Origin of the sequence: Acinetobacter sp. YH16051 (genome assembly GCF_013417135.1) — a bacterium.
Classification (GTDB): Bacteria; Pseudomonadota; Gammaproteobacteria; order Pseudomonadales; family Moraxellaceae; genus Acinetobacter; species Acinetobacter towneri.
In genome coordinates, this window is record NZ_VPEN01000002.1 from 164,818 (window position 1) to 190,964 (window position 26,147).

The window sequence follows — 26,147 nt, forward strand, 5'->3', positions numbered from 1 at the left end:
TGCCAGTAAGGTCTAGCATAAATGACTTAATTTTTTACTTCAAATTTAGTGCAAGAACGATTAGATTAAAAAACAAGCACAATAGGACTTTTGCATTTTTGAATTTCACTCGGATGTGGCACAAGTGTGCATTACTCTTCTTAATTTTACTGTGCAGTGTACTCACACCACCGTGTGTGTTGGCGCAGTATGAGTCTGCACCTGAATCTTACTATCTACATCAACAACTGCTCAATTCTGTTCAATTTACTGAAGATCAATCGAGTATTTTGACTGGGCGATGGTTGTTTTATCCGCAACAATTGATTCAAGAACCCAGTGCGGTACTGGCATCGAATACCGTTGAATTGCCTGCTTCATTTGAAGATTTAATGGGCAATGCCAATACTTACGGCACTTTTATTGGGCACTTTCAAATTCCAAAAGAATTTCTAGGCAGACGTATTGCGATTTGGATTCCCAACCAATATGGCGCCTATCGGGTATTTTTAAATGGCGATCCACTGGTGCGTGTTGGCACAGTCGGTGCAGATGCGAGTAGTCACCAAACCGAAAATGCCCCACGAATTGCATATTTTGTTCCTGAAAGTGAATATTTTACCCTGACCATTCAAGCGTCTAGCTTTCAGAGCTTGCAAGGTGGTTTAAAAAATCCAATGAAAATTGGTTTAAGTCGCACCATCAATCAACAGTATCAGCGTTTGATGATGAGTATTGCCATGATTTGTGGGGCAGTACTTGGTATTGGTTTGTTTACCTTGATGTTTTCGGCATTTAGTCTTGCAAATGGTGGAAAGACCAAGCGTATTTTTATTTTCGGCATTTTTATTGTTTTTCTGGCATTACACAATTTATTTTCTGCACCCTATGCCTATACCACTTTCCTGAATTTAAGTTGGTCTTGGGGAATAAGACTCGAATATTTATTTAGTTTTTTAGCGATTTTATTTTTCCTGAGTTATATGTTTTTGCTCAGTTCGCGCTATTTGCATCGTTGGGTATATAGCGCGGCAATGCTGTTATTGAGCTTTAATATTGGGGTGACGCTGTGGGCAGAACCCACTATTTTTCAGCAATTGGCATTTTATAGTTCATTTTTCTTTGTTTTGATTTTGGCAAATTTTGCTTATGGATTTTATCAAACCCTGCGTTCAGGAGAGGATTATTCCAAAATTAATTTTTGGGCAGTAATTATTCTATGTGGCACATTTATTCATGATTTTTTATTAATGCTGAATCTGGTCAATTCCATTCATTTATCTTTTATTTCGACCAGTGTTTATGCATTGCTTATCATGTTTCAGCAGGCACGAAATTATGCCTACCATAACTTGCGCATTGAACGCTTGAACCAAAAACTGATTCATTTAAACAGCTCGTTAGATTTAAAAGTGCAGGAACGCACTGAACAACTCAGTCTTTTGAATGAAAAACTGGAAATACAGATTAAAACCGATGCATTAACAGGGGCATATAATCGCCGTGCATTAAATGAAGAAATTCAGCGTTTGTATTTTGAAACCTTGCAAAATAAGCGACATATTTTGGTCTTTGCGATGCTCGATGTCGATTATTTTAAAAAATACAATGATCATTATGGGCACTTAAAAGGCGATCAAATTCTGCAAAACCTAGTTAAAGTTTTACAAGATATTTTGCCTAAAAATGCGTTTGTGGCACGTTATGGGGGTGAAGAATTTGCCATTTTACTGCACGATATTCCGCAACCTGCGATTGCACCACTCATGCAAAAGGTCTTGCAGGCTGTGCGTGATGCAGCTTTTGAGCATGTAGCACGAGAAGACCATAAACAATATGTGACTTTAAGTATCGGTGTAGCGTGGATGACTCGCGCACAAGCGTATACGCACGTGGATGATTTTATGAAAGCTGCAGATGCGCATTTGTATCAAGCCAAACATGCAGGACGCGATCAGGTAGTAATTCAAACTTAATATGTTGACGCTACTCTACATGGCTTAAAGATAGCTCTGAATTTTTTGTTGAAGTTGTACGACAGAAACATTGCCCGACAGTCGTTCAACAATTTGCCCATCTTTAAAAATCAGAGTGGTCGGTAAACCAAAGACTTGATAACGCAAAGTTAAAATTGGAGATTGATCGACATTCACTTTGCCAAACTTTACCGAAGCATCAAAAAGTTGGGCAAGCTGCTCAAAAAATGGTGCATTTTGAACACAAGGCGTACACCACGTCGCATAAAAACGAATCACCGCAACGCCTGTTTCATATTCAAACTCACGGTAATTATTTTCGTTGTATTCCACAATTTCTGACATCACATACTCTTTAATCATAAATAAAAATTTAATCACGCATGAAACACCACGGCATGAGAATTATACCTAAGTTAATCTGGGTTTTAATGCTTTGCTGTTTTATGTTCAAATAGTCAGAATTCATATCAGCATCAAACAATCAGGGATTTGCCATGACACAAAACACAATGCAGCAGATTATTATTACAGAACCAGGTGGCCCAGAAAAATTAGCCTATGAAACGGTTGCAATACCTGAGCCACAAGCCAATGAGGTTTTGGTCAAAGTACATGCTTTGGGTTTGAATCGTCCTGATATTTTACAGCGTCAGGGTCTGTATCCTATGCCTAAAGGCGTGACGCCAGTGCCAGGTTTAGAAGTAGCAGGTGAAGTAGTTGCTGTGGGTGCAGATGTTAGCCAATTTAAAGTTGGTGATGCAGTGTGTGGCTTAACCAATGGTGGTGGTTATGCAGAATATTGTGTTGTACCAGAAAGCCAGACTTTGACAATTCCAACAGGTGTCAGTTTTGTACAAGCCGCTGCGATACCTGAAACATTTTTTACTGTGTGGGCCAATGTATTCCAAATGGGTAAAGCCAAAGCAGGTGAAACGGCGCTGATTCATGGTGGAACCAGTGGTATTGGTACAACTGCTTTAATGCTGTGCAATGCCTTAGGTTTAAAAACCTTTGCAACCGTAGGTTCAGATGAAAAAGTACAAGCAATTTCACATCTCACCACAGCAATTAATTACAAGACACAAGATTTTGAACAAGTGATTAATGCAGCGACAGACAATGCTGGGGTCGATGTCATTTTAGATATTGTTGGTGCGCCGTATTTGGAACGTAATTTAAACTTATTACGTCGTGATGGTCGCTTGGTGTATATCGCATTCTTAGGTGGTGCAAAAGCCAAAGAAGTAAAACTTGGTCAAATTATGATGAAGCGTCTTACCATTACGGGTTCGACCATGCGCGCCCGCAATACTGCAGAAAAAGCTGAAATTACCAAAGGCTTGCAAGAGATTGTTTGGCCATTGTTAGCAAAAGGCGAATGTCTGCCAATGATTTATAAAACTTTCCAGTTTGATCAAATTCAACAAGCACATGCCGAAATGGATACAGGTGAGCATGTGGGCAAAGTAGTGGTGGAAGTGATTTAAAGACTCAAAATTTAAAATCAGCGTACATAAAAAAACTGACCGAGTGTCAGTTTTTTTATGTGTACTTTATAGAGGATTTTAACAAAGATTTTTTGAATCAGTTTTAGCAATTATTTTAATCATAATTACATAAATATTCCTTTAAACTACAATTCAACACAATGAAATTTTTCCAAATAGTCAAATATTAAGGAGGTGTAGGACACACCCTGTCAATAATAAACCTTATCTTTATATTCATTGAATTCATTCTCAAGATTACAAAACGGTTCATGTAAAATAATTTGATAGAGAGAGCAGGCTTATGAAAATTTTATCTGCATATACGACAAAGCACAGTCTACGTGCATTAAAACGGTTACACAAAAATATTGTTCGTCAGCAAATCAATGTTGGGAACTTAAATAAAATGTATCATGCGATGCTACATTTAGAGCGCTATATTGACCGCCTCGATCATGATAAACGCGAAAACTTGTATTAAGTGTAAAGAGCAACCTGTTAATTATTTTTTACTAAAAAGTACAAGTGAGTTGAAAAGTTAAACCTGTTATTTATTGGATTATTCATTTGAAATAACGGGTTTTAAATAGACGGTAAAATTCAGGAGAAAAACTAAGGGAACAATAAGAAATTTAAAATAAACAAGGATGATCAAAGCTGAAAGATCAATTTTAAACTGCTGCACTGTAATAGGTGCAGCACTGCCTTGTGTGAACAATTGCTTCGGAATGTGTCGAGCTTTTAGCTAAATTGTGCGAAAATAGCGTTTTGCTATTTTTGTCCAAGGGCAGTACATGATTGACCAATCTCCTGAATCATTAAGTGATATCGAAATACTCGACATTTTGCAGTCTATGAAAAGTGATGAGCTAGACACAGAGGCAAAAGAAATTATCCGTAATGGTGGGAAAGCAGGTCGTCAGGAAGCGCATAAAGCAGCGTTGGTGGCACTGAATCAATCATTTGAAAGCAAATTTGTAGAAGCGGTGAGTTTGGCTTTGCAGTTAAATGAAGCGCAAATGAAAAAAATTCGTTATAAAAAAGACCGTGTGCGTATTTTAAAAGCACGTGGGATTGATTATTTAGCCATTGATGGCACAGAAACTGCACAAGTATTGGCTCAGGTTGCACAAGCGATTGTGCGTGAAGATGCTGTGGTAACGCATGATTTGCACAATATTTTCCCTTTCTGGAAAGAAGGTTGGCCAATGGTGCAATTCGACAATGTCTATAAAATTTTAGCTGAAGATATTGCGATTCATTATCAAGCAGTATTGGATGAGTTGATCAGTAAGTATTAAGTAAATACTCAGCTAAATTTCAGAAGTATCAGTTCAGATTTAAAAAAGCACCACTTCATTTTGATGTGGTGCTTTTTTGTGAATGCGAGAAAATGTGAGGGCGTTCAAAATTCTGTGTCAGTAAATTTGACTAGATTTTAATTATATCATCTAATCGACCTTCAAAGTAAATGGATAATTGAGTAATCGTTTGTCCCCATTCCTGAATAGGCATTGTCCATTTTTCTGATGCCTGTTGAATACCAATATACAGTAATTTCATCAGACTATCCTCATTGGGGAAAGCTCCTTTGGTTTTGGTTAGTTTGCGGAATTGACGATGTACGGCTTCAACGGCATTGGTGGTGTAAATCGGCTTCCTAATCGCTTTAGGGTATTTGAAATAGGCGGATAGTAGATGCCATTTGGTACGCCATGACTGAATGACCACACCATATTTTTCGCCCCATTTTTCTTCTAGCTCATCCAGTGCTACTTCTGCCGCCCCTTTGGTATCAGCACGGTAAATTGGCTTTAAATCAGCCATAAATGCCTTCTGATCTTTACTGGCAACATAGCGTAAAGAATTACGAATTTGATGAACGATACACAGTTGTATTTCTGTTTGAGGGTAAATCGCTGCTATGGCTTCGGGGAAACCTTTTAGTCCATCTACACAGGCAATCAGAATATCCTGAACACCACGATTTTGTAGGTCTGTCAGTACACTAAGCCAATGGTTCGCCCCTTCGCTTTCCGATAAATGCAAGCCGAGTAGTTCCTTCTTACCTTCAACATTTAAAGCTAAAATGGTATAGATCGCTTTGCTCACATAAACACCTTTATCCTTCACTTTGTAATGTATGGCATCTAACCAAACAAAGGGATAAATTGTATCGAGTGGGCGTTGTTTCCATGCTTGTAACTGAGGGAGGAGCTTATCTGTAATATTGGTGATAGCACCATCTGAAATCTCCAATCCATACATATCAGCAACATGCTTTTGAATATCACGATAGCTCATACCAAGTGCATAGAGTGATATGATTTTATTGTCAATTTCTTCTGATAATTTGGTCTGGTTCTTTTTAACTAACTGTGGCTCAAATTCACCATTTCGATCTCTAGGGGGTTCAAGCTCAAATGAACCTGATGTAGATTTTACTGTCTTGCGAGTATAGCCATTGCGGCGATTACCTTGTTTCGGATTCGCTTCAATGTAATTCTCGATTTCTGCTTCAAGAGCAGCTTCGGTCAGTTGTTTAATTAAAGGGGTGAGTATGCCATTTTCTCCAGTCAGTGCTTGTCCTGACTGGAGTTGTTTTAAGGCTGTTTCAAAATCAAATGTAGTTGCCATAATGCATCATTCCTGTTTTTAACAGTTTAAGGAAATGACACAGTTTTTTGAACACTACCGAAAATGTAGATGCAATCAGGCTGAACGAATACAAGGAATCTCACTATCCATCTGCTTCAGTGTTGTTTTGTATTTCCTGCGTTTCTACAATTCGTGTCACTAAAAGTTGGTCAATTTTAAAATGATCGACGTCGACCACTTCAAATTTATAACCATCAAAAAGTACAGAGTCGGCAGGACGCGGGATTTTACGTAGCTTATACATCATAAAACCTGCAATGGTTTCATAATTTTCATCATCTGGCATTTCATCAATTTGCAGCGCGTGTTTAATGTCTTCAATTGGCGTACTGCCATCAATTAACCAAGAGTTGTTATCACGTTTAATGATTTGCTGATCTTCTTCAATAGGTGTTACCCAATCGCCCATCACAGTAATCATAATGTCAGACAGGGTAATTACGCCTACAACCAATGCATATTCATTAATCACTACGGCAAATTTTTCTTTGGTCGAGCGGAAACGATCTAACACTTCAGAGAGCGTGAGTGTATCTGGAATGGTTAATACATTACGGATGGTGCTTTCATTTAGTTGTAGTAAAGATTGATTATTGAGGATTCTGACCAAAATATCTTTAGCATCAACATAGCCGATCACATCATCAATATTTTCACTGCAGACTAAAAATTTCGAATAAGGATATTCTGCAAGTTTTTGACGAATACTGGCTTCTGATTCCTTTAGAGTAAAAAACACCACATTTTCACGTGTGGTCATACTCGAAGGTACGTTACGTTCTTCAAGTTCAAACACATTTTCGATAAAGTGATGTTCCTGCTTTTGTAAAACACCTGCTTGAGCGCCTGCATCCATGACTGCAGAAATATCATCAAATGTAATATTGTCTTCGCGCGTGGTGTTTACTTTGAATAAACGGAACAGCACGTTGGCAATCGCATTAATCATCCATGCCAAAGGCTTGCATATCCGAATAAAAATTTGAATCGGATTAATCACCGATACCGCAATTTTTTCAGGGGCGATCATTGCCAAACGCTTAGGCATTAGGTCGGCAAATAAAATAAACAGCGAAGTCACTAAGGTAAATGACAAGGCAAAACTAAGCGTTTCAGCCCATGGTCCTTGATAGAAGCGCACAACTAAGTTGTAAAAATAAGGACGGAATGCGCCTTCACCTAAAATACCACCTAAAATGGCAACTGCGTTTAAGCCAATTTGTGAGGCAGCAAAAAAATCAGCTGAGTTTTCTTGTAGGTCTAAAACTTTTTGGGCACGTTCATCGCCTGATTCGGCTAGAATTTTCAGTTTAACTTTACGTGCACCAGCCAACGCAATTTCAGTCAGCGATAAAAAACCAGCTCCGACAATGAGGATGAGGATAATAACAATATTCTGGAAGAGGCTCACGAATCCACCTGTGGATTATATTATTTTAAATATAACAATTTGAATCTTTATTAAATCATGATTAAACAATGAGGAATATCGAAATATTCCTCATCTGAGTATAAGCGTTTGTACCAATAAGTTCAGTGAATTTTTAATTAATAGGCTGAAAATTGAGAGTTATTCAGTAAAAACTCACGGTTTTCTTCTTCAATCATTTGGCGCGCTACATATAAAATCAATTGGCGTAACCAACGGTGTGCAGGGTGATGATGTAACAACGGACACCATGCCATCTTTAATTCAAATTCTGGAATATAAAATGGTGGGTCTTTAATCAGTAAACTTTGGCTTTTGGCTTGTAAGCGCGCAATACGTGTAGGTAAGGTTGCGACTAAATCTACATTAGACGCGAGTAGTGCAGGCATTTGATAATGACGGGTAAACACCGAAATTTTACGTTTTTGTCCAATACGCTCTAAAGCTTGATCAATCCAACCCAGTCCCGCTTGTTTCTCTGGATTCACACCAAAACCAACGCCCATACCTGTTTTAGAAACCCAAATATGTTGTGCATCTAAGTAGCTTTTTAAATTCAGGTTATTGGCAGCAGGGTGTTTGTGATTGAGCAGGCAAGAAAAACTATCACGCCAAACTAAAACCTGATGGAAACTTTGTGGAATTTCATTAAAACGGTTAATCGCCAAATCGACTTTACCTTGTTCCATGTCGCGATAAGACACATCACTCGGGGTTAAAAAGTCTAATACCACATTAGGTGCTTCAGAGCGTAAAGCTTTAACCAAGCGTGGGACTAATGTGGCTTCTGCGTAATCGGAGGTCATAATCCGAAATACACGATTTGAAGTATAAGGGCGGAACTCAGTACGCGGCTCCAAAATCATAGAAAGGTCAGATAAGGCATCGCGGATACGCGGTTGTAATTCTAAGGCACGTTCAGTTGGCGTCATGCCTTCAGAAGAACGAATCAGCAGGGGATCATTAAATAAATTGCGCAAACGACGTAAAATGTTACTCATCGCAGGTTGGGTAACGCCCAATTGTTCTGCAGCACGGGTTACATTTTTTTCACGAAGTAAGACGTCAAGATAAATTAATAGATTAAGATCAACCCGCTCCAGATTCATAAAATAAATACCGAAAATAAAATCACTAAATTATTGGAATTATGCCATAAGCCGTAAGGCTTGTGTATAAATTATGATGAAAAAATCGACGAGATAAACAGCAAAAAATCTGAATAAAAACAGCCAGCCCCATCATTATTTCCTAAAGAAATGTAGGTTGCCTAGTACTGCATCTATACTTTTTAATCTTAAATGCAAAAACACTTAAAAGCATTGGCAGAACTGATAGCAGCTTCTATTTTGTATGAAACTTATGCACTTACATTGCGCTGAAAAGCAGCAAAATTTTGCTAAAAAATGGCAGAAATCGCCAATGCAAGCATTTTTTATGAAATGCAAGACTTAAGTCTAATGCAGAAAATATCGGCACAGAGATGAATTTGTAAGCAAAGATATTTGATTGATTTTCTAAATAAGGTTTTTAAAATCAATATGTTGTGTTTTTATTGTTTTTGTGAATTAAGACTTTGATCTATACATTTTTTTAAAAAATACCGAGAATTACACGAGAATATTGGATTAATTCATTCAGTCACTCTACTCTGTATTCATCGTAACGAAGTGCTCTAAATCTGAGCAATCAAGCATAAGCGCGATTTAGCCTTCGATTGATAAATCCTAAATAATATTACAGGGTACAATATCATGACTACATACCAAACAGCGATTGATGCAATCCGCGAATTAAAAGCAAAATTCGGCAACACTTGGGCAGACATCAGTCCTGAAGATGCTGCGCGTATGCAAATGCAAAACCGTTTCAAAACTGGTTTAGATATTGCTAAATATACAGCTGCGATTATGCGTCGTGATATGGCTGCTTATGATGCTGATTCAAGCAAATACACTCAATCTTTAGGTTGCTGGCACGGTTTTGTTGCGCAACAAAAAATGATTGCGAACAAAAAATACTTCGGTACTACCGAACGCCGTTATATCTACCTTTCTGGTTGGATGGTTGCTGCACTTCGTTCAGAATTCGGTCCACTTCCTGACCAATCTATGCACGAAAAAACTTCTGTTCCTGCATTGATCGAAGAAATCTACACATTCTTACGTCAAGCTGACGCGAAAGAATTAAACGATTTGTTCCGCGCACTTAAAAAAGCACAAGACGCTGGTGATACTGCTAAAGCTGCTGAAATCACTGCTCAAATCGACAACTTTGAAACTCACGTTGTGCCAATCATTGCGGACATCGACGCTGGTTTCGGTAACGAAGAAGCAACTTACTTATTAGCTAAGAAAATGATCGAAGCGGGTGCATGTGCACTTCAAATCGAAAACCAAGTTTCTGACGCGAAACAATGTGGTCACCAAGCTGGTAAAGTAACTGTTCCACACGAAGACTTCATCGCTAAAATCCACGCGTTACGTTATGCGTTCTTAGAAATGGGTCTTGACGACGGTATCATCGTTGCACGTACTGACTCTGAAGGCGCTGACTTAACTCAAAAAATCCCAGTAGTTAAAGAGCCAGGCGACATCGCTTCTCAATACATCAGCTACTTAGACACTCAAGAAATTGACATCTCTGAAGCGAAAGAAGACGAAATCCTAATCAAGCGTGATGGTAAATTACACCGTCCTAAGCGTTTAGCTTCTGGTTTGTACCAGTTCCGTGAAGGCACTCAAATTGACCGCGTTGTACTTGACTGTGTAACTAGCTTACAAAACGGTGCTGACCTTCTTTGGATCGAAACTGCGACTCCAAACGTAGAAGAAATCGCTCACATGGTTAACCGTGTACGTGAAGTTGTGCCAAATGCGAAACTTGTTTACAACAACTCTCCATCATTCAACTGGACACTGAACTTCCGTCAACAAGCGTACGACCGTTGGGTTGCTGAAGGTAAAGACGTATCTGCATACGACCGCGCTAAATTAATGAGCGCTGAGTACGACGATTCTGAATTGGCTGCTGAAGCTGACGAAAAAGTACGTACATTCCAAGCAGACGCTTCTCGTGAAGCAGGCGTGTTCCACCACTTGATCACTCTGCCTACTTACCACACAGCTGCTCTTTCTACTCACGAGCTTGCTCAAGGTTACTTCGGTTCTGAAGGTATGTTGGCTTATGTTGCTGGCGTACAACGTAAAGAAATCCGCGGTGGTATCGCTTGTGTTAAACACCAAGCAATGGCTGGTTCTGACATCGGTGACGATCACAAAGAAATTTTCTCTGGTGACAACGCGCTTAAAGCAGCGGACGAAGCTAAAAACACAATGAACCAATTCAACGCGTAATCGCTTGATGGTTTAAAAGAAAACCCTGCTGATGCAGGGTTTTTTTTATGGCTATTTAAAATAGTCAAAGAACTTTGAAACATCCTTAAATTGATGTTCCTTCATTTATGAAATGCAGCAGCTGTAACCTATTTAATTTTGATCACATCTGCCTCTACAGAAGCAGGGTAATGGAAAGACACCTTAATCCATTGTTTTTGTTGTGCAGGAATTGGTTCTAAAAAATGCGGATCGACTACGGCTGCATATTCTTGATATTGCTGATCGACCAAAACCAAGTCATTGGCATGTAATTGTAATGCTTGATCAGATTGATTGTGAATTGCCAGAAAATAATCGTGTGCCATCACAGGGTCGTTTAATTCTTTGACCTCAACATTTTGTACGTGTTCAGCCTGAATATCGACATGCTTCAGGGCATTACTGACTTGCATATTTTCTACAGGATGTAAGAAAACCTGAGTTTCATTTTTCTGCTGATTTTGTGTCTTTTTCTGATTGTATAAACTGAATTTAAGACCGTGCGCTGTGAGTTGAATACGTGCATAGGCTTGCCCATTTTCTGTATTGAGCAACCATTCATTTGCCGTGTTTTGCGATGGGTGTTGGTTCTGTTTGTCTTGCTGATTGTTGCCCTGAGCAGCTTGAATCGTTCCCGCCACTTGGTTTTCGCGCTGCCGCTGTTTCGAGCGTTTAATGTCGATGAGTTGAAAGGTTTGATCATCATTCAGGCGTAAATGAATCACATGCTGTTCACAGTTGTCACAAGGCAATAAGGCTCTAAAGTTACCTGTAGCTTGTCCTGTCCATGAAGTTGCTGAATTTTGAACTTCAGTTTTGGGCGTAATTTGTGGCTCAGAAGGCAAAGCGGATTGATATTCCCTGCTTGGATCAGTTGATCCGCAAGCTACTAAAAATAAGCTAAGTGTACTGAGTGCAATCGGATAACGATTCAGCATAAATGTTCTGAACTTCAAACTTGTCTTGCTGCCACCTTAAACTTTCACCTTGTATCTGAAAAGCCAATTTGCCTTATTTTTAATGAAGATTTGTAGCAAATCATAACAAGCCAGATGTTTTAAAGTTTTAAGTTTCACTTCAAGGATTACATCGGATTAGACCGTAAAAAACTCAGCAAACTGTGCGTAAATTTATATATTTACCATTTTAAACTTGCTTGAATCTAGCAATGAATAAGCGCAAAAACAGTATGATTTTGCATGGAATGACAAAAATAAGATGAGTGCAGGAAATTTTTATACATTTATAAAGTATTTGTTTATTTATTCGTCGTTTTAGACTTTTGTATTTGTCGATGCTTGCTAAAATTCGCACACTTTATTTGGGGTATGCGGTTGTGTTTGAAAAGTTAGCTGAGCGAAGCTTAAATTTAATGGGTTGGGAAATCGACAATCATTGTCCGTTGGAGTTAGACCAATATGTGATGATTGCAGCACCGCATACCAGTAATTGGGATGCGTTATATGCACGTTTAGGGCTTAAAGCTTTGGGCGTTAATGTTCGCCTGACCATTAAAGACAGCTATATGAAATTGCCGTTTGGGCCATTTGTTCGTGCGATGGGAGGCATTGGTATAGACCGTCGTCCGAAAGCACCAGGCGAAGCACGACCTAGTATGGTTCAGCTCATGACGGACTTATTTAAAAACCATCCTAAATTGGTGATGTTGGTGACGCCTGAAGCCACACGTGCGCGTCAAGAACAATGGAAAACAGGTTTTTATCATGTTGCGTTAAATGCAGGTGTGCCAATTGCTTTGGCGTATATGGATTACGCAAAAAAGAAAACGGGTGTGGGAAAAATTGTGCATCCAACCGGTGATTTTGAAAAAGATATGGCTGAAATCATGGCATTTTATGCGCAGGTTCAAGCAAAATTTCCTGAAAGTTTTAGTGTCGATACACGTTACTATTCAGAATAAGCACACTATTTCAGTGTAATAATCTATCAAAACTAAAAGACAGGGGATTATCCCTGTCTTGCTTTAAAACGTGGATTGGATTTGCAAATCACAAATAATTTGCCACGACGTTTCACAATTTGACAATCGGCACGCGATTTTGCACTTTTTAAAGATGAACGAACTTTCATGAAGATAAACACTACAATATGTAATGTTATAATATTACATTAATAGATGGCTCTTGAAAAGTGTCGATAGTCATAAAATTACCGCGTATCTTTTAAGGAGAAAATTTAAACAACAATCTTTTGGTATAAGCCCGCACGTACAGTTCCCGCTTTGCTCTCTTTAACTTTTTGCCAAGTCTGCGGTAATTTTAACAGGTTTAAATCACGATCTGCTTCAACATAAATCAGACCTTGTGCCGCAATGAGTGGATCAGCCAACCCTGCCAATTCTTCCCATAAATCTAAACTATAAGGCGGGTCTAAAAATACCAAATCAAACTGATCTTTTAGTGTCGCCAAAGCATGTTGTGCGGTAGAAACTTTTAATTGTGCTTTGCTTTTATTGACGCGTAATAATTCTAAATTTTGCTGTAAAAACTGTGCTTGTGTACGGTTTGGCTCAATCATGACCACGTGTGCCGCACCGCGAGACAGGGCTTCAAAAGCTAAAGCGCCCGAACCTGAACAGAGGTCTAACACTTTGGCGTTTTGCACATCCCACATTAACCAGTTGAATAAGGTTTCGCGCACTCGGTCGGGCGTAGGGCGTAATCCCTCAATTGAAGCAAAAGCCAACTGACGACGTTTCCATTCTCCACCAATAATGCGTAGTTGATTTTTCATGGCTTAGTCGCTCTCAATTGGGTTAGTGGGTACAACTGCTGTTGGCGCAGTTGCAGGTGGATTGGTTGGAGCTGAACTCGGAGTAGTTTGCGAAGGATTTGGGTTGAGCGCAGGGTGATTGGTTGCTGTATTCGGATTATTCACGTTATTCGTATTTGGTGCAGTAGATGAAGGGACTTCACCACTTGGCAATTCACTTGGTTTTAAACCTGCAGTCATTAAGCCACCACTCACTTGTGCGGCAGATGGACGAATTGGCTTTTTATTTTTATTCAGTAACCAATAGTCTAAAATTGGACGCGCCAAAGCCGTTGCTGCAGAACCACCGCGACCATTTTCTAGAATGATGGCAATTGCGATTTCAGGGTTTTCGGCAGGAGCGAAGCCAACAAATAAACCGTGGTCAAGCTGACGGTCGGTCAATAAGGCTTCGTTATAGCGTTTACCTTGCGCAATACTTTTAACCTGTGCTGTACCTGTTTTACCTGCAACTGAATATTGCAAGCCGCCTTTAATCCCTTTACCTGTACCTGATTGAATCACATCAACCATGGCATCACGCATTTTAATCCAGTCTTCTTCTGTGCCGTTAAAGTCAATTTTTCCGTTGGTACCATTGTGAACTTTAAATGGTTTCGCGCCACGACTTTCACGTAACACGTGCGGTGTGACTTTAAATCCTTTGTTGGCGGTGATGGCGGTGGCCATTGCTAATTGCAATGGTGTCGAGGTAAATGCACCCTGACCAATACTGACGGAAATTGTTTCACCTTTCATCCATTTGGCTTTGCGCGTACGCATTTTCCAGTCCGGGTTTGGGTAGAGTCCTGTGCTTTCACTTGGTAAATCGACCCCAGTTTTTTCACTAAAGCCAAATTGACGCATCCAGTCGTTCATTTTTTCAATGCCCATGCGATACGACAATACATAGAAGTAGGTATCACACGACACGACTTGAGCTTTGTGCATATCGACAATGCCATGCCCAGTTTTTTTATGGTCACGGAAACGGTGGCTGTCGCCTGGTAAAGTGAAATAACCATAATCCTGAATGGCGGTTTTCCAGTCGACATAGCCATAATGAATACCGCCTAAACCAAACATCGGCTTAATGGTAGAACCCGGTGGATAAACACCTTGTACTGCACGGTTATAGAGTGGTTGATCTAAATTATCGCGTAAGGCAGAGTAGTCGGTATGGCTAATACCTGTGACAAATAAGTTAGGGTTAAAACTCGGACTGGAGACTAAAGCTAAAATTTCACCTGTACGTGGGTCAAGTGCCACAATTGCACCACGGCGTTCTGCCAGTTGTTCAGAGGCGACCACTTGCAAGCCATAATCCAATGACAAAAACAAATCATTGCCACGTACAGGGTCTTTACGTCCTAAATTGCGCAGCACATTACCATGTGCATCGGCTTCTACAGATTCGTTGCCGGGTACGCCATGTAGCAAGTGCTCATACGATTTCTCCACCCCAATTTTGCCAATCAAGTTGGTGCCTGCATAAGCATCTTTGTCAATTTCTTTCAGTTCTTTGTCGTTAATGCGCCCGACATAACCAATCACGTGCGCAAATAAGTCACCATGCGGATAGTAACGTGTCATCTGGGTTTCAATATTGACCCCAGGGAATTGAAATTTAACTTCACTAAAACGGGCAATATCCGATTCATTTAAATTCAGCTTGATCGATACACGTTCAGTTTTACGTGAAGTTTTAATCCGACTTTTAAAGCGATCGATATCTTCTTCTGTCAGTTGTAAAACAAGTGTCAGTCGCGCAATGGTATCGTCAATATCTTCAACATCTGCACGGCTTAAAGTGGCTGAGAACACAGGGTAGTTATCTGCCAATAACACACCATTGCGGTCATAAATATAACCACGTGCAGGTGCGAGTGGTTGTAGCCGAATTCGGTTTTTATCTGATGCAGTCGCAAATTCATCGTAGCCGCTAATTTGTAAAAAGGCATAACGAGCCACCAACAGCAGCAAGAAAAAAACCACAACACCCACCGAAAAAAAGATGCGATTGCGAAAAATACGCTTCTCTTGCTGAGCATTTTTTAACGGATAGTGTTGTTTCATACAAAAATTGGCTTAACAAAAATGAGGGAGAACGAATTTGGACTATTCTAACGCATCTATTGGCAATTTTGAGTAACCATGTTTGACTGAATTGCCCGATTTAACCTAGAAGATGGGCGCAATCTTAATTTTTGACTTTAGCGACATCAAAATTGTAATTTGCTGTATATAAGAATCCTGACAATTCTGCTAGAGTCAAAACACGAAAACAGGACTGTTTTTAAAATTAAAACAAATGGACACTGGTGACAATAATGACAAAAGTCTATTCTTTCGTGGCATTACTTGCCTTTTCAAGTTTTAGCTTTGCTGGGAACACTACTTTTTTACCTGAAGCAAAAATTAGCGCAGATAGCGCAAAAACCTGGAATGTAGGGGCGGGTATTACCCAAAAATTACTGCATTTGAATGGTGAATGGGTCAATCCTTATGGCATTGCCTATCTAAAAGCGGGGGCTTTTTTAAATGGTGACCATGAAGTCGGTGGGCAAACAGGTTTTCGTTACCCATACCACCTCACAGGTAAAGACAAAAATGGTTATTATATTGGCGCTTACGCAGGACACCTAGAATCTAAATGGGTGGATGGTGAAGAAAAAGCGCGTTTAGGTGCAGGCATTGATCTGGCTTATGTATTACTGAGCCCTGAACGCATCAGTAGCTTTAGTGTTGGCATTGGCGCAGGTGAAAAATTGGAAGATCGACAAGGGCGAGTGATTGCGGAAACTGAGCCTAGACTACAATTTTCCTATACGCTCAGTATGGGTTTGTAGTCAGAATAGTGACTTTTAACTACTTTAGAATCTTGTAATTAGAACTAAATATGGAAAAAATGCATGCTTGAGTACGTCAATCAGTTGTGGCAAACCTTTTTGAATCGTCCAGATTTTTGGGCCGTGCTCAGTATTATTCCTGTGACTGCTTTTGTGACTTGGGCGCACGTGTGGATGGCACTAAAAATGGTGTTCTATCCAATTAGCTTTTGGGGCTTTCACCTTGGGCCTATTCCTGTGGGATGGCAGGGGATTGTACCGCGTAAAGCAGGGCGTATTTCAGGCATCATTACCGATAACACATTGTCAAAATTAGGTTCATTGCGTGAGTTTCTCAATGCTATGGACCCTGAAGATATGGCGCGTATTATTGGTGAGCAAGTGGGTTTTGAACTTGAGCACTTAATTGATGAGGTCATGTTAGACCGCAATGCTGTGCTTTGGGAAAACCTACCGTATTCGATTAAACGCCGTATTTACGCACAGGCGCATAAACAATTGCCAGGTGTGCTGCGTGAATTGGTGACTGAACTGACCTTGAATGTTGAATCCTTGGTGGATATGCGTGAAATGGTGGTCAGCCAAATGGAAGGTGATCGCCGCTTAATGGTGCGTATGTTCCTAAAAGTCGGTCAAAAAGAAATTAACTTTATTTGGCATATCAGTGCATTGATTGGGATGTTCTTTGGTATTTTCCAAATGATTGTTTGGTTTCTTGTACCATGGCACTGGACGGTTCCATTTTGGGCGGCAATTTGGGGCTTCTTGACCAACTGGATTGCGATTTGGATGGTATTTAACCCAGTCGAACCACATTACGTGAAATATCCGCAGTTCTTTAAATTGACTGAAAATCGTCAATTTCCATGGATTAAGCCAGTGATTCCACGCATTGGGACTTATAATATTCAGGGTGCGTTCATGAAACGCCAAGAAGAAGTCTCGGATGTGTTTGCAACGGTAGTCACAGAAGATCTGATTACGTTAAAATCGATTATGACTGAAATGATGTATGGCAGTAAAAAAGACAAAACCCGCCGTATTGTCAAACGCCACATCAACGAAATTATGGAAACACCATTGGTTCGTACCTTTTTACAGTTGTCTTTGGGGCCAAAAGAGTATGCCAAACTCAAGACTGACTTGATTGATCGTTCGATTGAAATTACGATGGTGCCTGTATGCGACCCTGCCTTTAATGCGAGCCGTGCACAGAAAATTTATCAAATGTTCAGAGATCGTATTCGTGAACTGACGCCAAAAGAATTCCAGAATCTCTTGCGTCCTGCCTTTCAGGAAGATGAGTGGATTTTAATTGTCTTGGGTGGTGTAACTGGTTTTATTGCTGGTTTAATACATTTGTTTGTCGCTTTCTTATAAGAGGATGCTGGCTGCGTAAAGGGCGATGGCTCTGATATGCAACGAGTGTCAAATACATTGTTAAAATGAGGATGTTTTTTTATGCGCATTATCTTACTCGGACCACCTGGAGCAGGTAAAGGTACACAAGCTCAGTTGATCTGTAAGCGCTACAATATCCCACAAATTTCAACCGGTGATATGCTCCGTGCTGCAATTCGTGAAGGTACTGAATTAGGTCTACAAGCCAAAAGCGTCATGGACGGTGGCGGTTTGGTATCTGATGAACTGATCATTGGCTTAGTGAAAGAGCGTATTGCGCAGCCAGATTGCGTGAATGGTTGTATTTTTGATGGTTTCCCTCGCACTATTCCACAAGCTGAAGCCTTGGAAAGCGAAGGCATCAATATCGACCACGTGATTGAAATTGATGTTGCAGACGAAGAAATCGTACAACGTTTGTCTGGTCGTCGTCAGCACCCTGCATCTGGTCGTATTTATCACCTTGTTTACAATCCACCAAAAGTGGAAGGTAAAGATGACGAAACTGGCGAAGATTTGGTTCAACGTCCAGATGACCAAGAAGAAACTATTCGTAAACGTTTAAAAGCGTATCACTCAGAAACTGAGCAATTGGTTGGCTTCTATCAAGGTCGTGCTGCTTCTGGTGAAAATGCACCAAGCTATAACAAATTGAATGGTCTTCGTCCAATTGAAGAAGTTCAAGCAGATTTGTTTGCTATTTTAGACCAAGCAAAATAAGTCTAGGTTTTAGACCAAGCCTGTTTAAAAGAAAATAAAATCGCTTAAACAGGCAGCTTGTTTTGACTTTAAAAGAGTCCTGATTCATATTAGGGCTCTTTTTATTTGTGTCAGTTTGGGAGAGTGCTTTGCAACATGCTGCTGTGATCATCATGTTATTGGCAAGTATTGCCGTTTTAGGCTTTCTTGTTTTTGTGAGCTATAAGTTATTGCGCAACACACAAGCTCAGAATTCGGCTGAAAAAAAATCAGGCAAGCACTATCAATTGCATCCGAAACTTAAACAACAGCAAGAACAACAACGTCAGTCTGAAGATTCTCAGGATAAATAAATCATCTCTGCACAATCTTGTGCATAGATTGCACAGTTATCCACACGATTTTGGATAATCCACATTGCTTTGATGATCTAGCTTGTCATCAATAAGCTTAGATCACTTTGCAAAACTCTACCGAAGCACTTACTTAGATATGGGCGCGTGATGAATTTCATGCAGCGTAGTATGACGATGTGCACCAAATTCAAAGCGATCAGGCCAGTTACACACATCTGACACCACACATTCAGCGCATTTAGGCTTACGCGCAATACAACAATAACGGCCATGTAAAATTAGCCAGTGATGCGAGTCAATTAAAAATTCTTTAGGAATGACTTTAATCAAACGGTGTTCGACTTCTAAAACATTTTTACCTACAGCTAAACCTGTACGGTTACCTAAGCGGAAAATATGCGTATCGACCGCCATAGTAGGCTGTCCAAATGCGGTATTTAACACTACATTGGCCGTTTTGCGTCCCACGCCGGGCAAGGCTTCTAAATCGGCACGATTATCAGGCACGATGCTGCCGTGTTTTTCGATGAGAATTTTGCAGGTTTTAATGACATTTTCTGCTTTGGAATTATACAGCCCGATGGTTTTAATATATTCTTTTAAACCTTCCACACCTAAGGCATAAATCGCTTCGGGAGTATTGGCAACAGGAAACAGTTTGTCGGTGGCTTTATTGACGCTGACATCGGTCGCTTGTGCAGATAAGGTCACCGCTATCAGCAATTCAAATGGATTGGAAAAATTCAGTTCAGTGGTCGGATTTGGACGTTGGTCACGTAAGCGCTCAAAAAAAGTCTGAATTTGCTTTTTGGTCATATTTTTAGACGGCTTTTCTTTGAGCGTGGTGCTTTTGGCAGCCGTTGTTTTGACCGCTTTATTGGTCAGACGTGTATTTCTTTCGGGCATGTTTATGCTCCTAATTCACGTAACTGTTGTTGTAAATTGGTTAGTAATAGCCGTTTTTTCTCATCGTCACGCACACTGAGTTGTTTTTCGAGTTTTTTAATTTGTGTGCGTAATTTTGCCAGTTCGATGGTGGTTTGTGCATCGGCAGTGGAAATCTGTTCATTTTTTTGCACAGGCAATTCAATCACAGGCACAGCAGCATCGGCTTGTGCAGAAAATTGAGCAAACAGTTCGGTATCAATTTCTGCACGTACCACAGGGCCTTTACGGTGCAGACGACGTTGTTCTTCACGTTGTATGTGGGCGTAGTAGCGTTGGCGTAAATCATTCTGTTCTGCCACTCGTGCGCTATCAGAAAGCAGGGGTTGTGTATCTTCTACCAAGTCAATGCAATCGACAGGGCAAGGCGGAATACACAATTCACAGCCCGTACATAAATCAGTCAAAATGCTGTGCATGAGTTTGCCTGAGCCTAAAATGGCATCGACAGGGCAGGCATTAATACATTTGGTACAACCAATGCACTCATCTTCACGAATTAGGGCTTTCATACGCTGTGGGCGTCCATCTGCCTGCACAGGCCAAACACTGGCTTCTGCGGTCAATACAGGGCGTTGCAGTAAGTTTGCTAGTGCATCTGCAACAGGTTGTCCACCGGGTACGCATTTATTGGCCGCTTCGCCTTCTGCAATCGCTTTGGCGTAGGGTAAACAGCCATCACGGTGACCACATAAGCCACATTGAGTTTGAGGGAGCAGCGCATCAATATTTTGAATCAGAGCAATTTGCGAATTCATGGACAAACCAATGCCACTTTAACAGCAGCAGAAAAACGGAAGATAAGGCTAGGGGGAAATTCTAGGTCGATGATTTTAGCACGATTTTTGCTTTTAGGCTTGTGCGCAAATTAAGAACAACAATTGCTAGCTTTTTGGGCAAAAATGCTCAAAACTATGAATTAATTTGTTACATTAACTTATGGGCTTAACACGCTAAAAAATAAGTTAAATTTATGAAAATACAAATGTTTTAAAGTTTTTTGAAAAAAACTATTGTAGATTGTTAACAAAAGATATTTAATATTTTGCGCCAAAATATATCATTGATTGAAATTTTGACCAATTTTGATCCATTTTCTGCTGAGGATTAAGCGTTGAAATACAACAGCCTTAACGAATTCCTAGATTACGTTAAAACACGTGATGCACATCAACCAGAGTTTCTACAAGCTGTAGAAGAAGTAATGACCAGCCTTTGGCCGTTCATTGAAAAGAACCCTCAATATGCAGCACATGGTTTGCTTGAGCGTTTGGTTGAGCCTGAGCGTGCAATTCAGTTCCGCGTTTCTTGGGTAGATGACCAAGGTCAAACCCACGTAAACCGTGCATTCCGTGTACAGTACAACTCAGCAATTGGTCCATTTAAAGGTGGTATGCGTTTCCACCCATCAGTGAACCTTTCAATTTTAAAATTCTTAGGTTTTGAACAAACCTTTAAAAATGCTTTGACTACATTGCCAATGGGCGGTGGTAAAGGTGGTTCAGACTTTGACCCTAAAGGTAAGTCTGAAGGCGAAATTATGCGTTTCTGCCAAGCCTTAATGATCGAGTTATATCGTCATTTAGGTTCTAACACGGATATTCCTGCGGGTGATATTGGTGTAGGCGGTCGTGAAGTGGGTTACATGGCGGGTATGATGAAGAAGCTCAGCAATGACACTTCATGTGTATTCACAGGTAAAGGCTTGTCTTTCGGTGGTTCTTTGGCGCGTCCAGAAGCTACAGGTTACGGTACTGTGTATTTCGCTGAGGAAATGCTCAAGACTCGTGGCGATTGCTTTAAAGATAAAGTCGTTGCGATTTCTGGTTCAGGCAACGTTGCACAATTTGCTGCAGACAAAGCAATGTACTTGGGTGCGAAAGTAGTTTCACTTTCTGACTCGAATGGTACTGTGTACGTGAAAGAAGGTTTCACGCCAGAATTACTTGCTGAAGTGATGGAGCTTAAAAACGTAAAACGTGGTCGTATTTCTGAATTTGCGTCTAAGCACGGTTTTGAATACCTTGAAGGTCAACGTCCTTGGGGTATTAAATGTGATATCGCGCTTCCATGTGCGACTCAAAACGAACTTGATGCGAATGATGCAGCAGCGCTTCTTGCAAACGGCGTAATCTGTGTTGCTGAAGGTGCGAACATGCCTTCTACACTTGAAGCGGTTGAGAAATTCGTTGAAGCGAAAATTCTTTATGCGCCAGGTAAAGCATCTAACGCCGGTGGTGTAGCAACTTCTGGTCTGGAAATGTCTCAAAACGCATTGCGTTTAGGCTGGACTTTCGAAGAAGTTGATGAGCGCTTACACGCAATCATGAAAGAAATTCACCGCAACTGCGTAAAATTCGGTACGAAAGAAGACGGTACCGTGAACTATGTAGACGGCGCAAACATCGCTGGCTTCGTAAAAGTTGCTGATGCAATGCTTTCTCAAGGCGTATTCTAAGTCTGACTGAGTTTAAGCTTGAAAAAAAACCGAGGTGAATGCCTCGGTTTTTTTATATTGCGATTTTATCGTTATAGAGTGCCTTTGACTGCTTCACGCTCTACGGTCATGTCGAATACATAGGCATATTTAGACTGGTCAGCTGCCGGATTTTTAATTTCATAACGTTTTACCCGAATAATCTGACGCTCATTCGATGAATGCTGAAAACCTTCGATCTGATCGTAAAATAAAGTCCAGTCTTTATCGACCTGAGTCTTTAAGCCTTTTTCATCATATTTGATTTCTTTCACCAGTAAGCAGGTTTGCTGAGCTACACCCGTACAGGCTTTAGTCTGTGACGAAACTTCCAGGAAAATGGTTTCTGCCTGACCTTGGTATTTGGTTTCCGGTGTCATTTTTCCGGTAAAGACATATTTTTGACCATCAGCTGCAGTAATACTCAGTTTTGGCTGATTGGCATCATTTAGATCCAGACTAAACGGAATATTACGCTTTTGCAGAAGCTGGCTGATAAAACGTTCCTGTTCCATTAATGGTGCATCACATGCCATCATGGTGCCCATCATGTCACCCGTACTCAGGGTATTATCTTTAACAGTCCAGCTCGTGCCAAGGCCATTACAGCCAGAAGCTACACTTAGTCTGCCTCGTTGATCAAAGCTCAGAACAATCGGGCGTTGCAGCCCACGATCAAGTTCCCAGGTATAAGCGGGCAAAATTTGTGTAGGCGTTTTTAATGTGGTGGATAGAGTAGAAATAGCTGGATCTCCTGAAGTGGCAGGAAGATGTGAAGATTGACATGCAGTTAAAGCCAAAGGGAGCAGGGCAAGCGCAAAAATACTGAATTTCATTGGTTTATATTCTATGTGCTAAAGTTTCAACGTGATTATAATCAAGAGATTAACAAAAAATATGGATACAAATCGTAGCTTTTGCTAACAAAATGTATCCAAATTAAAAAGTCAGATTTTAAATAAGCGGAGCTATCGGTTAGTCAAAACGATAAATATCCATACCGAGTGAACCCATGCTAAAGCTGCTATGTACAATGTTAAATCGATCTCCCGTACCCATTGCAAAAAACAGCGGTGCAAAGTGTTCTAGGGTTGGGTGATTACGTGCTACATGTGGCAATTGTTGCCAATCTAGTACTGCATCATAATTGCGATGACTTAAATGCTGCACCACACGATTACGGAAACTAGATGCCCATTCAGGCACAGCCGCATTGGGTGTATTCCATGATAATTCACGTAAGTTATGGGTGATACTGCCTGAGCCAATCAGTAAAATTTGCTGTTCACGTAATGGCGCTAAACTTTGCCCAATGTGATAAATCTGTTCGGCGCTCATATTCATGGGCAAAGAAATGGTAATCACTGGAATATTGGCATCGGGATACATGTGTAGTAATGGCATCCATACGCCATGATCATGCGGGCGTGTGCTGTTGGCATGGGCAGCAAAGCCCGCATCAGCCAAACGCTGCAAAATATCTTCTGCCAGTTCAGGTAAGCCAGGTGCAGGGTAGCGCAGGGCGTACAAGGCTTCAGGAAAACCACGGAAGTCATGCCATGTTTCAGGGCGAATACCTGTGTTGACCTCCAGTGCATTACTTTCCCAATGCGCCGACATCACCACAATGGCTTGCGGTGTTGGCAAATTTTCACTTAAACGGCTGAGTGCAGGCCCGACCTGTTCAGGATTGAGTGCCAACATGGGCGAACCATGTGAGATAAATAAACCGGGTAATGTCTGTAAGTTCATGCCTAGATCCCTAAAGCCTGCTGTTCTACAGCATCGCAAAAAAGTGTGTATAGCGAAATGTACTTTTGTTCAACGCTATGTTGCAGCTTTGCAACGTCGTTTGAGTTGAAGATATTTTGATAACTCAACGTACAAATTGAATAAGTTGATTTAACCTGCACGATGATAAGGATGGTTGTGGTTGATGCTCATAGCACGGTATAGCTGCTCAATCAGCATCACGCGAACTAAAGGGTGTGGCAAAGTTAGTTTGGATAATGACCAATGCCATGCTGCTGCTTTACGTACTGCTTCAGAGTGACCATCTGGTCCACCAATCGCAAGCACGACATCATTGCCTTCTAGCATCCAGCCTTTCATGGTTTCTGCAAGTTTTTCGGTGCTGAACTCTTTGCCGCCCACTTCCAAGGCAATTAACAGCTCATTGTTTTTCATGGCATTTAAAATGCTATCACCTTCAATTTGGCGATATTTTAGAATATCGGCCTCAGAATCATTTTTGCCACGTTTCGCCATTGGCAGTTCGACAATTTGAGTCTGCACAAAAGGCTGAATCCGTTTGAAATAATCTTCAAAACCAGTCAGCACCCAAGCAGGCATTTTTTGTCCAATGGTCAGAATGCGAATTTTCATAGGCGAGTTCATGTAGCGATCAATCAGAATCTCGCATTATAACCATGATTCAACACAAGCGCTGTGTAACGACACAATTTGCAATTGAATTTGCCAACAGGCTGTTGCTTTAATACTCAGCAATCTTATTGGTCTTTTTTGTCTTGGAATTATCAGCATGCGCGCGTTTCAAAGTCAGCAGTTATATTCATGGATATTGGGCGCGGGTATGGGATTGATGACCACTGCTACATTTGCTGTGCCTGAGGCTCAATGGGCAGAACCAAACAATTTGCAAGTCTATATGCAGCAAGTGATTGGGCAGCAGGGTTTGGGTAATTCAGAACAGTATCGTCATTATAAAAATGTGATTGAACTGAATCGGGTTTCGGCATGGATTCGGGAACAAATGCGAGTATTTGGAATTCCGTGTCAATTTCAAAATTATGTGGTCAATCAGCAAAGCTACCGCAATGTGGTGTGCAAATTGAATATCGGTGCTGCGCAAAAAACGATTTTTGGTGCGCATTACGATGTTTATGGGCAGCAGCAGGGGGCAAATGACAACGCTTCTGGCGTTGCAGGTGTAATCGAAACAGCACGAATTTTGGCGCAGGAAAAGAATAAACTTAGTCAAAATGTTGAATTTGTTTTTTATACCTTGGCAGAGCCACCATTTTTTAAAACCGAGTCGATGGGCAGTTTTATACATGCCAAATCTGTGCAGGCTGAAAAGGAAAAAATCCGTGCGGTGTATGTGCTGGATATGATTGGTTATTACGATAAAAATTTGGTGCAAAATTACCCAATCGGTTTAAAGTGGATTTACCCAAGTCATGGCAATTTTATTGCGGCATTGAGCAATATGCAGTCACGTGAAATGAGTGCAACCTATTGCAATGCGATGCAGCGTTTGAATCAATTGCAATGTGAGCGTGTGGTCGCACCGACTTTCGTCAAGGGCATGGATTTTTCAGATCATTTAAATTATTGGAAATATGATATTCCTGCCATTTTAATTACCGATACAGGCAGTTATCGCAGCACACTTCGCCATACCACAGGTGATACTTTAAAAACAGTAAATTTTGAAAAAATGGCACATGTCGTGAATGGCTTGGTTGCACAGATTTTATCACCTTGATGATTGATCGCAGCGCATAAAAAACGCAGCCCTGAATTGAAATAGGACTGCGGTTAAAAGGTCATCCACCTGGAGATATGGATGACCAGACCATGAAGCACGCTTCAATCAAAAGCGTCTGATCAATTTATCGGTCTAAATAGACCAAACAAGAAACATACAGCGCGATGTATCTTAAATTTATATATGTGGATGGTTTGCCTATTTTTCAAGGAAATTGAATTAAAAA

The 26,147-nt window shown here is 40.6% G+C and carries 25 protein-coding genes; 12 read left to right on the plus strand and 13 right to left on the minus strand.

Annotation, left to right across the window (positions count from 1 at the left end; genetic code table 11):
- The first annotated feature begins 113 nt into the window (after positions 1–113).
- On the plus strand, positions 114–1,955 hold the full coding sequence (locus FTV41_RS02605) for a GGDEF domain-containing protein (RefSeq protein WP_278519314.1): 1,842 nt from the start codon (positions 114–116) through the stop codon (positions 1,953–1,955).
- Between the two features lie 24 nt (positions 1,956–1,979).
- On the opposite strand, the gene FTV41_RS02610 is transcribed toward FTV41_RS02605, so the two are convergent.
- Positions 1,980–2,300, minus strand: coding sequence for a co-chaperone YbbN (locus FTV41_RS02610; protein WP_004977299.1), 321 nt, complete (start codon positions 2,298–2,300; stop codon positions 1,980–1,982).
- Positions 2,301–2,452: 152 nt separating this feature from the next.
- Here FTV41_RS02610 and FTV41_RS02615 point away from each other — a divergent pair, with 152 nt between their 5' ends.
- The 3 genes from FTV41_RS02615 (at position 2,453) to FTV41_RS02625 (ending at position 4,749) form a co-directional block, all read left to right on the plus strand.
- Complete coding sequence (locus FTV41_RS02615; protein ID WP_179996061.1) at positions 2,453–3,445, plus strand: NAD(P)H-quinone oxidoreductase; 993 nt, start codon at positions 2,453–2,455, stop codon at positions 3,443–3,445.
- A 304-nt stretch (positions 3,446–3,749) separates the two neighbouring features.
- On the plus strand, positions 3,750–3,929 hold the full coding sequence (locus FTV41_RS02620) for a hypothetical protein (protein ID WP_131262037.1): 180 nt from the start codon (positions 3,750–3,752) through the stop codon (positions 3,927–3,929).
- Between the two features lie 313 nt (positions 3,930–4,242).
- On the plus strand, positions 4,243–4,749 hold the full coding sequence (locus FTV41_RS02625) for a hypothetical protein (RefSeq protein ID WP_004977287.1): 507 nt from the start codon (positions 4,243–4,245) through the stop codon (positions 4,747–4,749).
- Positions 4,750–4,879: 130 nt separating this feature from the next.
- Here the strand turns inward: FTV41_RS02625 and FTV41_RS02630 are convergent, their stop codons facing one another.
- The 3 genes from FTV41_RS02630 to FTV41_RS02640 all read right to left on the minus strand — a co-directional run bounded on the left by FTV41_RS02630 (position 4,880) and on the right by FTV41_RS02640 (position 8,644).
- Positions 4,880–6,085 (minus strand): IS256 family transposase, encoded by a 1,206-nt coding sequence (locus FTV41_RS02630; protein ID WP_179996062.1) that lies wholly within the window; start codon positions 6,083–6,085, stop codon positions 4,880–4,882.
- Positions 6,086–6,188: 103 nt separating this feature from the next.
- Positions 6,189–7,517, minus strand: a complete 1,329-nt coding sequence (locus tag FTV41_RS02635) for a hemolysin family protein (RefSeq protein WP_104852324.1) — start codon at positions 7,515–7,517, stop codon at positions 6,189–6,191.
- Between the two features lie 137 nt (positions 7,518–7,654).
- Positions 7,655–8,644 (minus strand): LysR family transcriptional regulator, encoded by a 990-nt coding sequence (locus FTV41_RS02640; RefSeq protein WP_004977282.1) that lies wholly within the window; start codon positions 8,642–8,644, stop codon positions 7,655–7,657.
- 645 nt (positions 8,645–9,289) lie between these two features.
- On the opposite strand from FTV41_RS02640, the gene FTV41_RS02645 reads away from it, so the two are divergent.
- Positions 9,290–10,891 carry an isocitrate lyase gene (locus FTV41_RS02645; RefSeq protein ID WP_004977281.1) on the plus strand — a complete coding sequence of 534 codons (1,602 nt, stop codon included), beginning with the start codon at positions 9,290–9,292 and terminating at the stop codon, positions 10,889–10,891.
- 128 nt (positions 10,892–11,019) lie between these two features.
- Here FTV41_RS02645 and FTV41_RS02650 read toward each other — a convergent pair whose 3' ends face one another.
- Positions 11,020–11,850, minus strand: a complete 831-nt coding sequence (locus FTV41_RS02650) for a copper resistance protein NlpE N-terminal domain-containing protein (RefSeq protein WP_179996063.1) — start codon at positions 11,848–11,850, stop codon at positions 11,020–11,022.
- Between the two features lie 356 nt (positions 11,851–12,206).
- Between FTV41_RS02650 and FTV41_RS02655 the strand changes: the two genes are divergently transcribed.
- Entirely contained in the window at positions 12,207–12,833 is a 627-nt protein-coding gene (locus FTV41_RS02655; protein WP_104852321.1) for a 1-acyl-sn-glycerol-3-phosphate acyltransferase, read from the plus strand.
- A gap of 47 nt (positions 12,834–12,880) precedes the next feature.
- Here the strand turns inward: FTV41_RS02655 and ykgO are convergent, their stop codons facing one another.
- From ykgO to mrdA, 3 genes are all read right to left on the minus strand, one after another.
- Entirely contained in the window at positions 12,881–13,003 is a 123-nt protein-coding gene (ykgO, locus tag FTV41_RS02660) for a type B 50S ribosomal protein L36 (protein ID WP_026438469.1), read from the minus strand.
- A gap of 105 nt (positions 13,004–13,108) precedes the next feature.
- A complete protein-coding gene (gene rsmD / locus FTV41_RS02665; RefSeq protein WP_004970724.1) occupies positions 13,109–13,666 on the minus strand; it encodes a 16S rRNA (guanine(966)-N(2))-methyltransferase RsmD in 558 nt (185 codons plus the stop codon).
- Positions 13,667–13,669: 3 nt separating this feature from the next.
- Positions 13,670–15,760, minus strand: coding sequence for a penicillin-binding protein 2 (gene mrdA, locus FTV41_RS02670; RefSeq protein WP_179996064.1), 2,091 nt, complete (start codon positions 15,758–15,760; stop codon positions 13,670–13,672).
- A gap of 254 nt (positions 15,761–16,014) precedes the next feature.
- On the opposite strand from mrdA, the gene FTV41_RS02675 reads away from it, so the two are divergent.
- From FTV41_RS02675 to FTV41_RS02690, 4 genes are all read left to right on the plus strand, one after another.
- On the plus strand, positions 16,015–16,533 hold the full coding sequence (locus FTV41_RS02675) for a hypothetical protein (protein ID WP_004970721.1): 519 nt from the start codon (positions 16,015–16,017) through the stop codon (positions 16,531–16,533).
- A gap of 63 nt (positions 16,534–16,596) precedes the next feature.
- Complete coding sequence (locus FTV41_RS02680) at positions 16,597–17,913, plus strand: hypothetical protein (protein WP_179996065.1); 1,317 nt, start codon at positions 16,597–16,599, stop codon at positions 17,911–17,913.
- 81 nt (positions 17,914–17,994) lie between these two features.
- On the plus strand, positions 17,995–18,654 hold the full coding sequence (adk, locus tag FTV41_RS02685) for an adenylate kinase (RefSeq protein ID WP_004970717.1): 660 nt from the start codon (positions 17,995–17,997) through the stop codon (positions 18,652–18,654).
- Between the two features lie 128 nt (positions 18,655–18,782).
- Positions 18,783–18,986 (plus strand): hypothetical protein, encoded by a 204-nt coding sequence (locus FTV41_RS02690; RefSeq protein WP_004970716.1) that lies wholly within the window; start codon positions 18,783–18,785, stop codon positions 18,984–18,986.
- 129 nt (positions 18,987–19,115) lie between these two features.
- On the opposite strand, the gene nth is transcribed toward FTV41_RS02690, so the two are convergent.
- Both nth and FTV41_RS02700 read right to left on the minus strand, forming a co-directional pair.
- A complete protein-coding gene (nth, locus tag FTV41_RS02695; protein WP_154321249.1) occupies positions 19,116–19,805 on the minus strand; it encodes an endonuclease III in 690 nt (229 codons plus the stop codon).
- 92 nt (positions 19,806–19,897) lie between these two features.
- Positions 19,898–20,692, minus strand: a complete 795-nt coding sequence (locus FTV41_RS02700; protein ID WP_004970712.1) for an RnfABCDGE type electron transport complex subunit B — start codon at positions 20,690–20,692, stop codon at positions 19,898–19,900.
- A gap of 356 nt (positions 20,693–21,048) precedes the next feature.
- On the opposite strand from FTV41_RS02700, the gene gdhA reads away from it, so the two are divergent.
- A complete protein-coding gene (gene gdhA, locus FTV41_RS02705; RefSeq protein ID WP_004970711.1) occupies positions 21,049–22,392 on the plus strand; it encodes an NADP-specific glutamate dehydrogenase in 1,344 nt (447 codons plus the stop codon).
- A gap of 71 nt (positions 22,393–22,463) precedes the next feature.
- Here the strand turns inward: gdhA and FTV41_RS02710 are convergent, their stop codons facing one another.
- The 3 genes from FTV41_RS02710 to rlmH all read right to left on the minus strand — a co-directional run bounded on the left by FTV41_RS02710 (position 22,464) and on the right by rlmH (position 24,795).
- Positions 22,464–23,246, minus strand: coding sequence for an META and DUF4377 domain-containing protein (locus tag FTV41_RS02710; RefSeq protein WP_096901484.1), 783 nt, complete (start codon positions 23,244–23,246; stop codon positions 22,464–22,466).
- A 139-nt stretch (positions 23,247–23,385) separates the two neighbouring features.
- Positions 23,386–24,162, minus strand: a complete 777-nt coding sequence (locus FTV41_RS02715; RefSeq protein WP_096901485.1) for a dioxygenase — start codon at positions 24,160–24,162, stop codon at positions 23,386–23,388.
- A 150-nt stretch (positions 24,163–24,312) separates the two neighbouring features.
- On the minus strand, positions 24,313–24,795 hold the full coding sequence (gene rlmH / locus FTV41_RS02720; protein WP_026438445.1) for a 23S rRNA (pseudouridine(1915)-N(3))-methyltransferase RlmH: 483 nt from the start codon (positions 24,793–24,795) through the stop codon (positions 24,313–24,315).
- 157 nt (positions 24,796–24,952) lie between these two features.
- On the opposite strand from rlmH, the gene FTV41_RS02725 reads away from it, so the two are divergent.
- Positions 24,953–25,918 carry a M28 family peptidase gene (locus FTV41_RS02725; protein ID WP_371971487.1) on the plus strand — a complete coding sequence of 322 codons (966 nt, stop codon included), beginning with the start codon at positions 24,953–24,955 and terminating at the stop codon, positions 25,916–25,918.
- Positions 25,919–26,147 lie beyond the last annotated feature (229 nt).

Bases quoted from the DNA above. Each gene is read 5' to 3' on its own strand.
- FTV41_RS02605 (WP_278519314.1), top strand. From the start codon at position 114: ATGTGGCACAAGTGTGCATTACTCTTCTTAATTTTACTGTGCAGTGTA.
- FTV41_RS02610 (WP_004977299.1), bottom strand. From the start codon at position 2,300: ATGTCAGAAATTGTGGAATACAACGAAAATAATTACCGTGAGTTTGAA.
- FTV41_RS02615 (WP_179996061.1), top strand. From the start codon at position 2,453: ATGACACAAAACACAATGCAGCAGATTATTATTACAGAACCAGGTGGC.
- FTV41_RS02620 (WP_131262037.1), top strand. From the start codon at position 3,750: ATGAAAATTTTATCTGCATATACGACAAAGCACAGTCTACGTGCATTA.
- FTV41_RS02625 (WP_004977287.1), top strand. From the start codon at position 4,243: ATGATTGACCAATCTCCTGAATCATTAAGTGATATCGAAATACTCGAC.
- FTV41_RS02630 (WP_179996062.1), bottom strand. From the start codon at position 6,085: ATGGCAACTACATTTGATTTTGAAACAGCCTTAAAACAACTCCAGTCA.
- FTV41_RS02640 (WP_004977282.1), bottom strand. From the start codon at position 8,644: ATGAATCTGGAGCGGGTTGATCTTAATCTATTAATTTATCTTGACGTC.
- FTV41_RS02645 (WP_004977281.1), top strand. From the start codon at position 9,290: ATGACTACATACCAAACAGCGATTGATGCAATCCGCGAATTAAAAGCA.
- FTV41_RS02650 (WP_179996063.1), bottom strand. From the start codon at position 11,850: ATGCTGAATCGTTATCCGATTGCACTCAGTACACTTAGCTTATTTTTA.
- FTV41_RS02655 (WP_104852321.1), top strand. From the start codon at position 12,207: ATGCTTGCTAAAATTCGCACACTTTATTTGGGGTATGCGGTTGTGTTT.
- ykgO (WP_026438469.1), bottom strand. From the start codon at position 13,003: ATGAAAGTTCGTTCATCTTTAAAAAGTGCAAAATCGCGTGCCGATTGT.
- rsmD (WP_004970724.1), bottom strand. From the start codon at position 13,666: ATGAAAAATCAACTACGCATTATTGGTGGAGAATGGAAACGTCGTCAG.
- mrdA (WP_179996064.1), bottom strand. From the start codon at position 15,760: ATGAAACAACACTATCCGTTAAAAAATGCTCAGCAAGAGAAGCGTATT.
- FTV41_RS02675 (WP_004970721.1), top strand. From the start codon at position 16,015: ATGACAAAAGTCTATTCTTTCGTGGCATTACTTGCCTTTTCAAGTTTT.
- FTV41_RS02680 (WP_179996065.1), top strand. From the start codon at position 16,597: ATGCTTGAGTACGTCAATCAGTTGTGGCAAACCTTTTTGAATCGTCCA.
- adk (WP_004970717.1), top strand. From the start codon at position 17,995: ATGCGCATTATCTTACTCGGACCACCTGGAGCAGGTAAAGGTACACAA.
- nth (WP_154321249.1), bottom strand. From the start codon at position 19,805: ATGACCAAAAAGCAAATTCAGACTTTTTTTGAGCGCTTACGTGACCAA.
- FTV41_RS02700 (WP_004970712.1), bottom strand. From the start codon at position 20,692: ATGAATTCGCAAATTGCTCTGATTCAAAATATTGATGCGCTGCTCCCT.
- FTV41_RS02710 (WP_096901484.1), bottom strand. From the start codon at position 23,246: ATGAAATTCAGTATTTTTGCGCTTGCCCTGCTCCCTTTGGCTTTAACT.
- FTV41_RS02715 (WP_096901485.1), bottom strand. From the start codon at position 24,162: ATGAACTTACAGACATTACCCGGTTTATTTATCTCACATGGTTCGCCC.
- rlmH (WP_026438445.1), bottom strand. From the start codon at position 24,795: ATGAAAATTCGCATTCTGACCATTGGACAAAAAATGCCTGCTTGGGTG.
- FTV41_RS02725 (WP_371971487.1), top strand. From the start codon at position 24,953: ATGCGCGCGTTTCAAAGTCAGCAGTTATATTCATGGATATTGGGCGCG.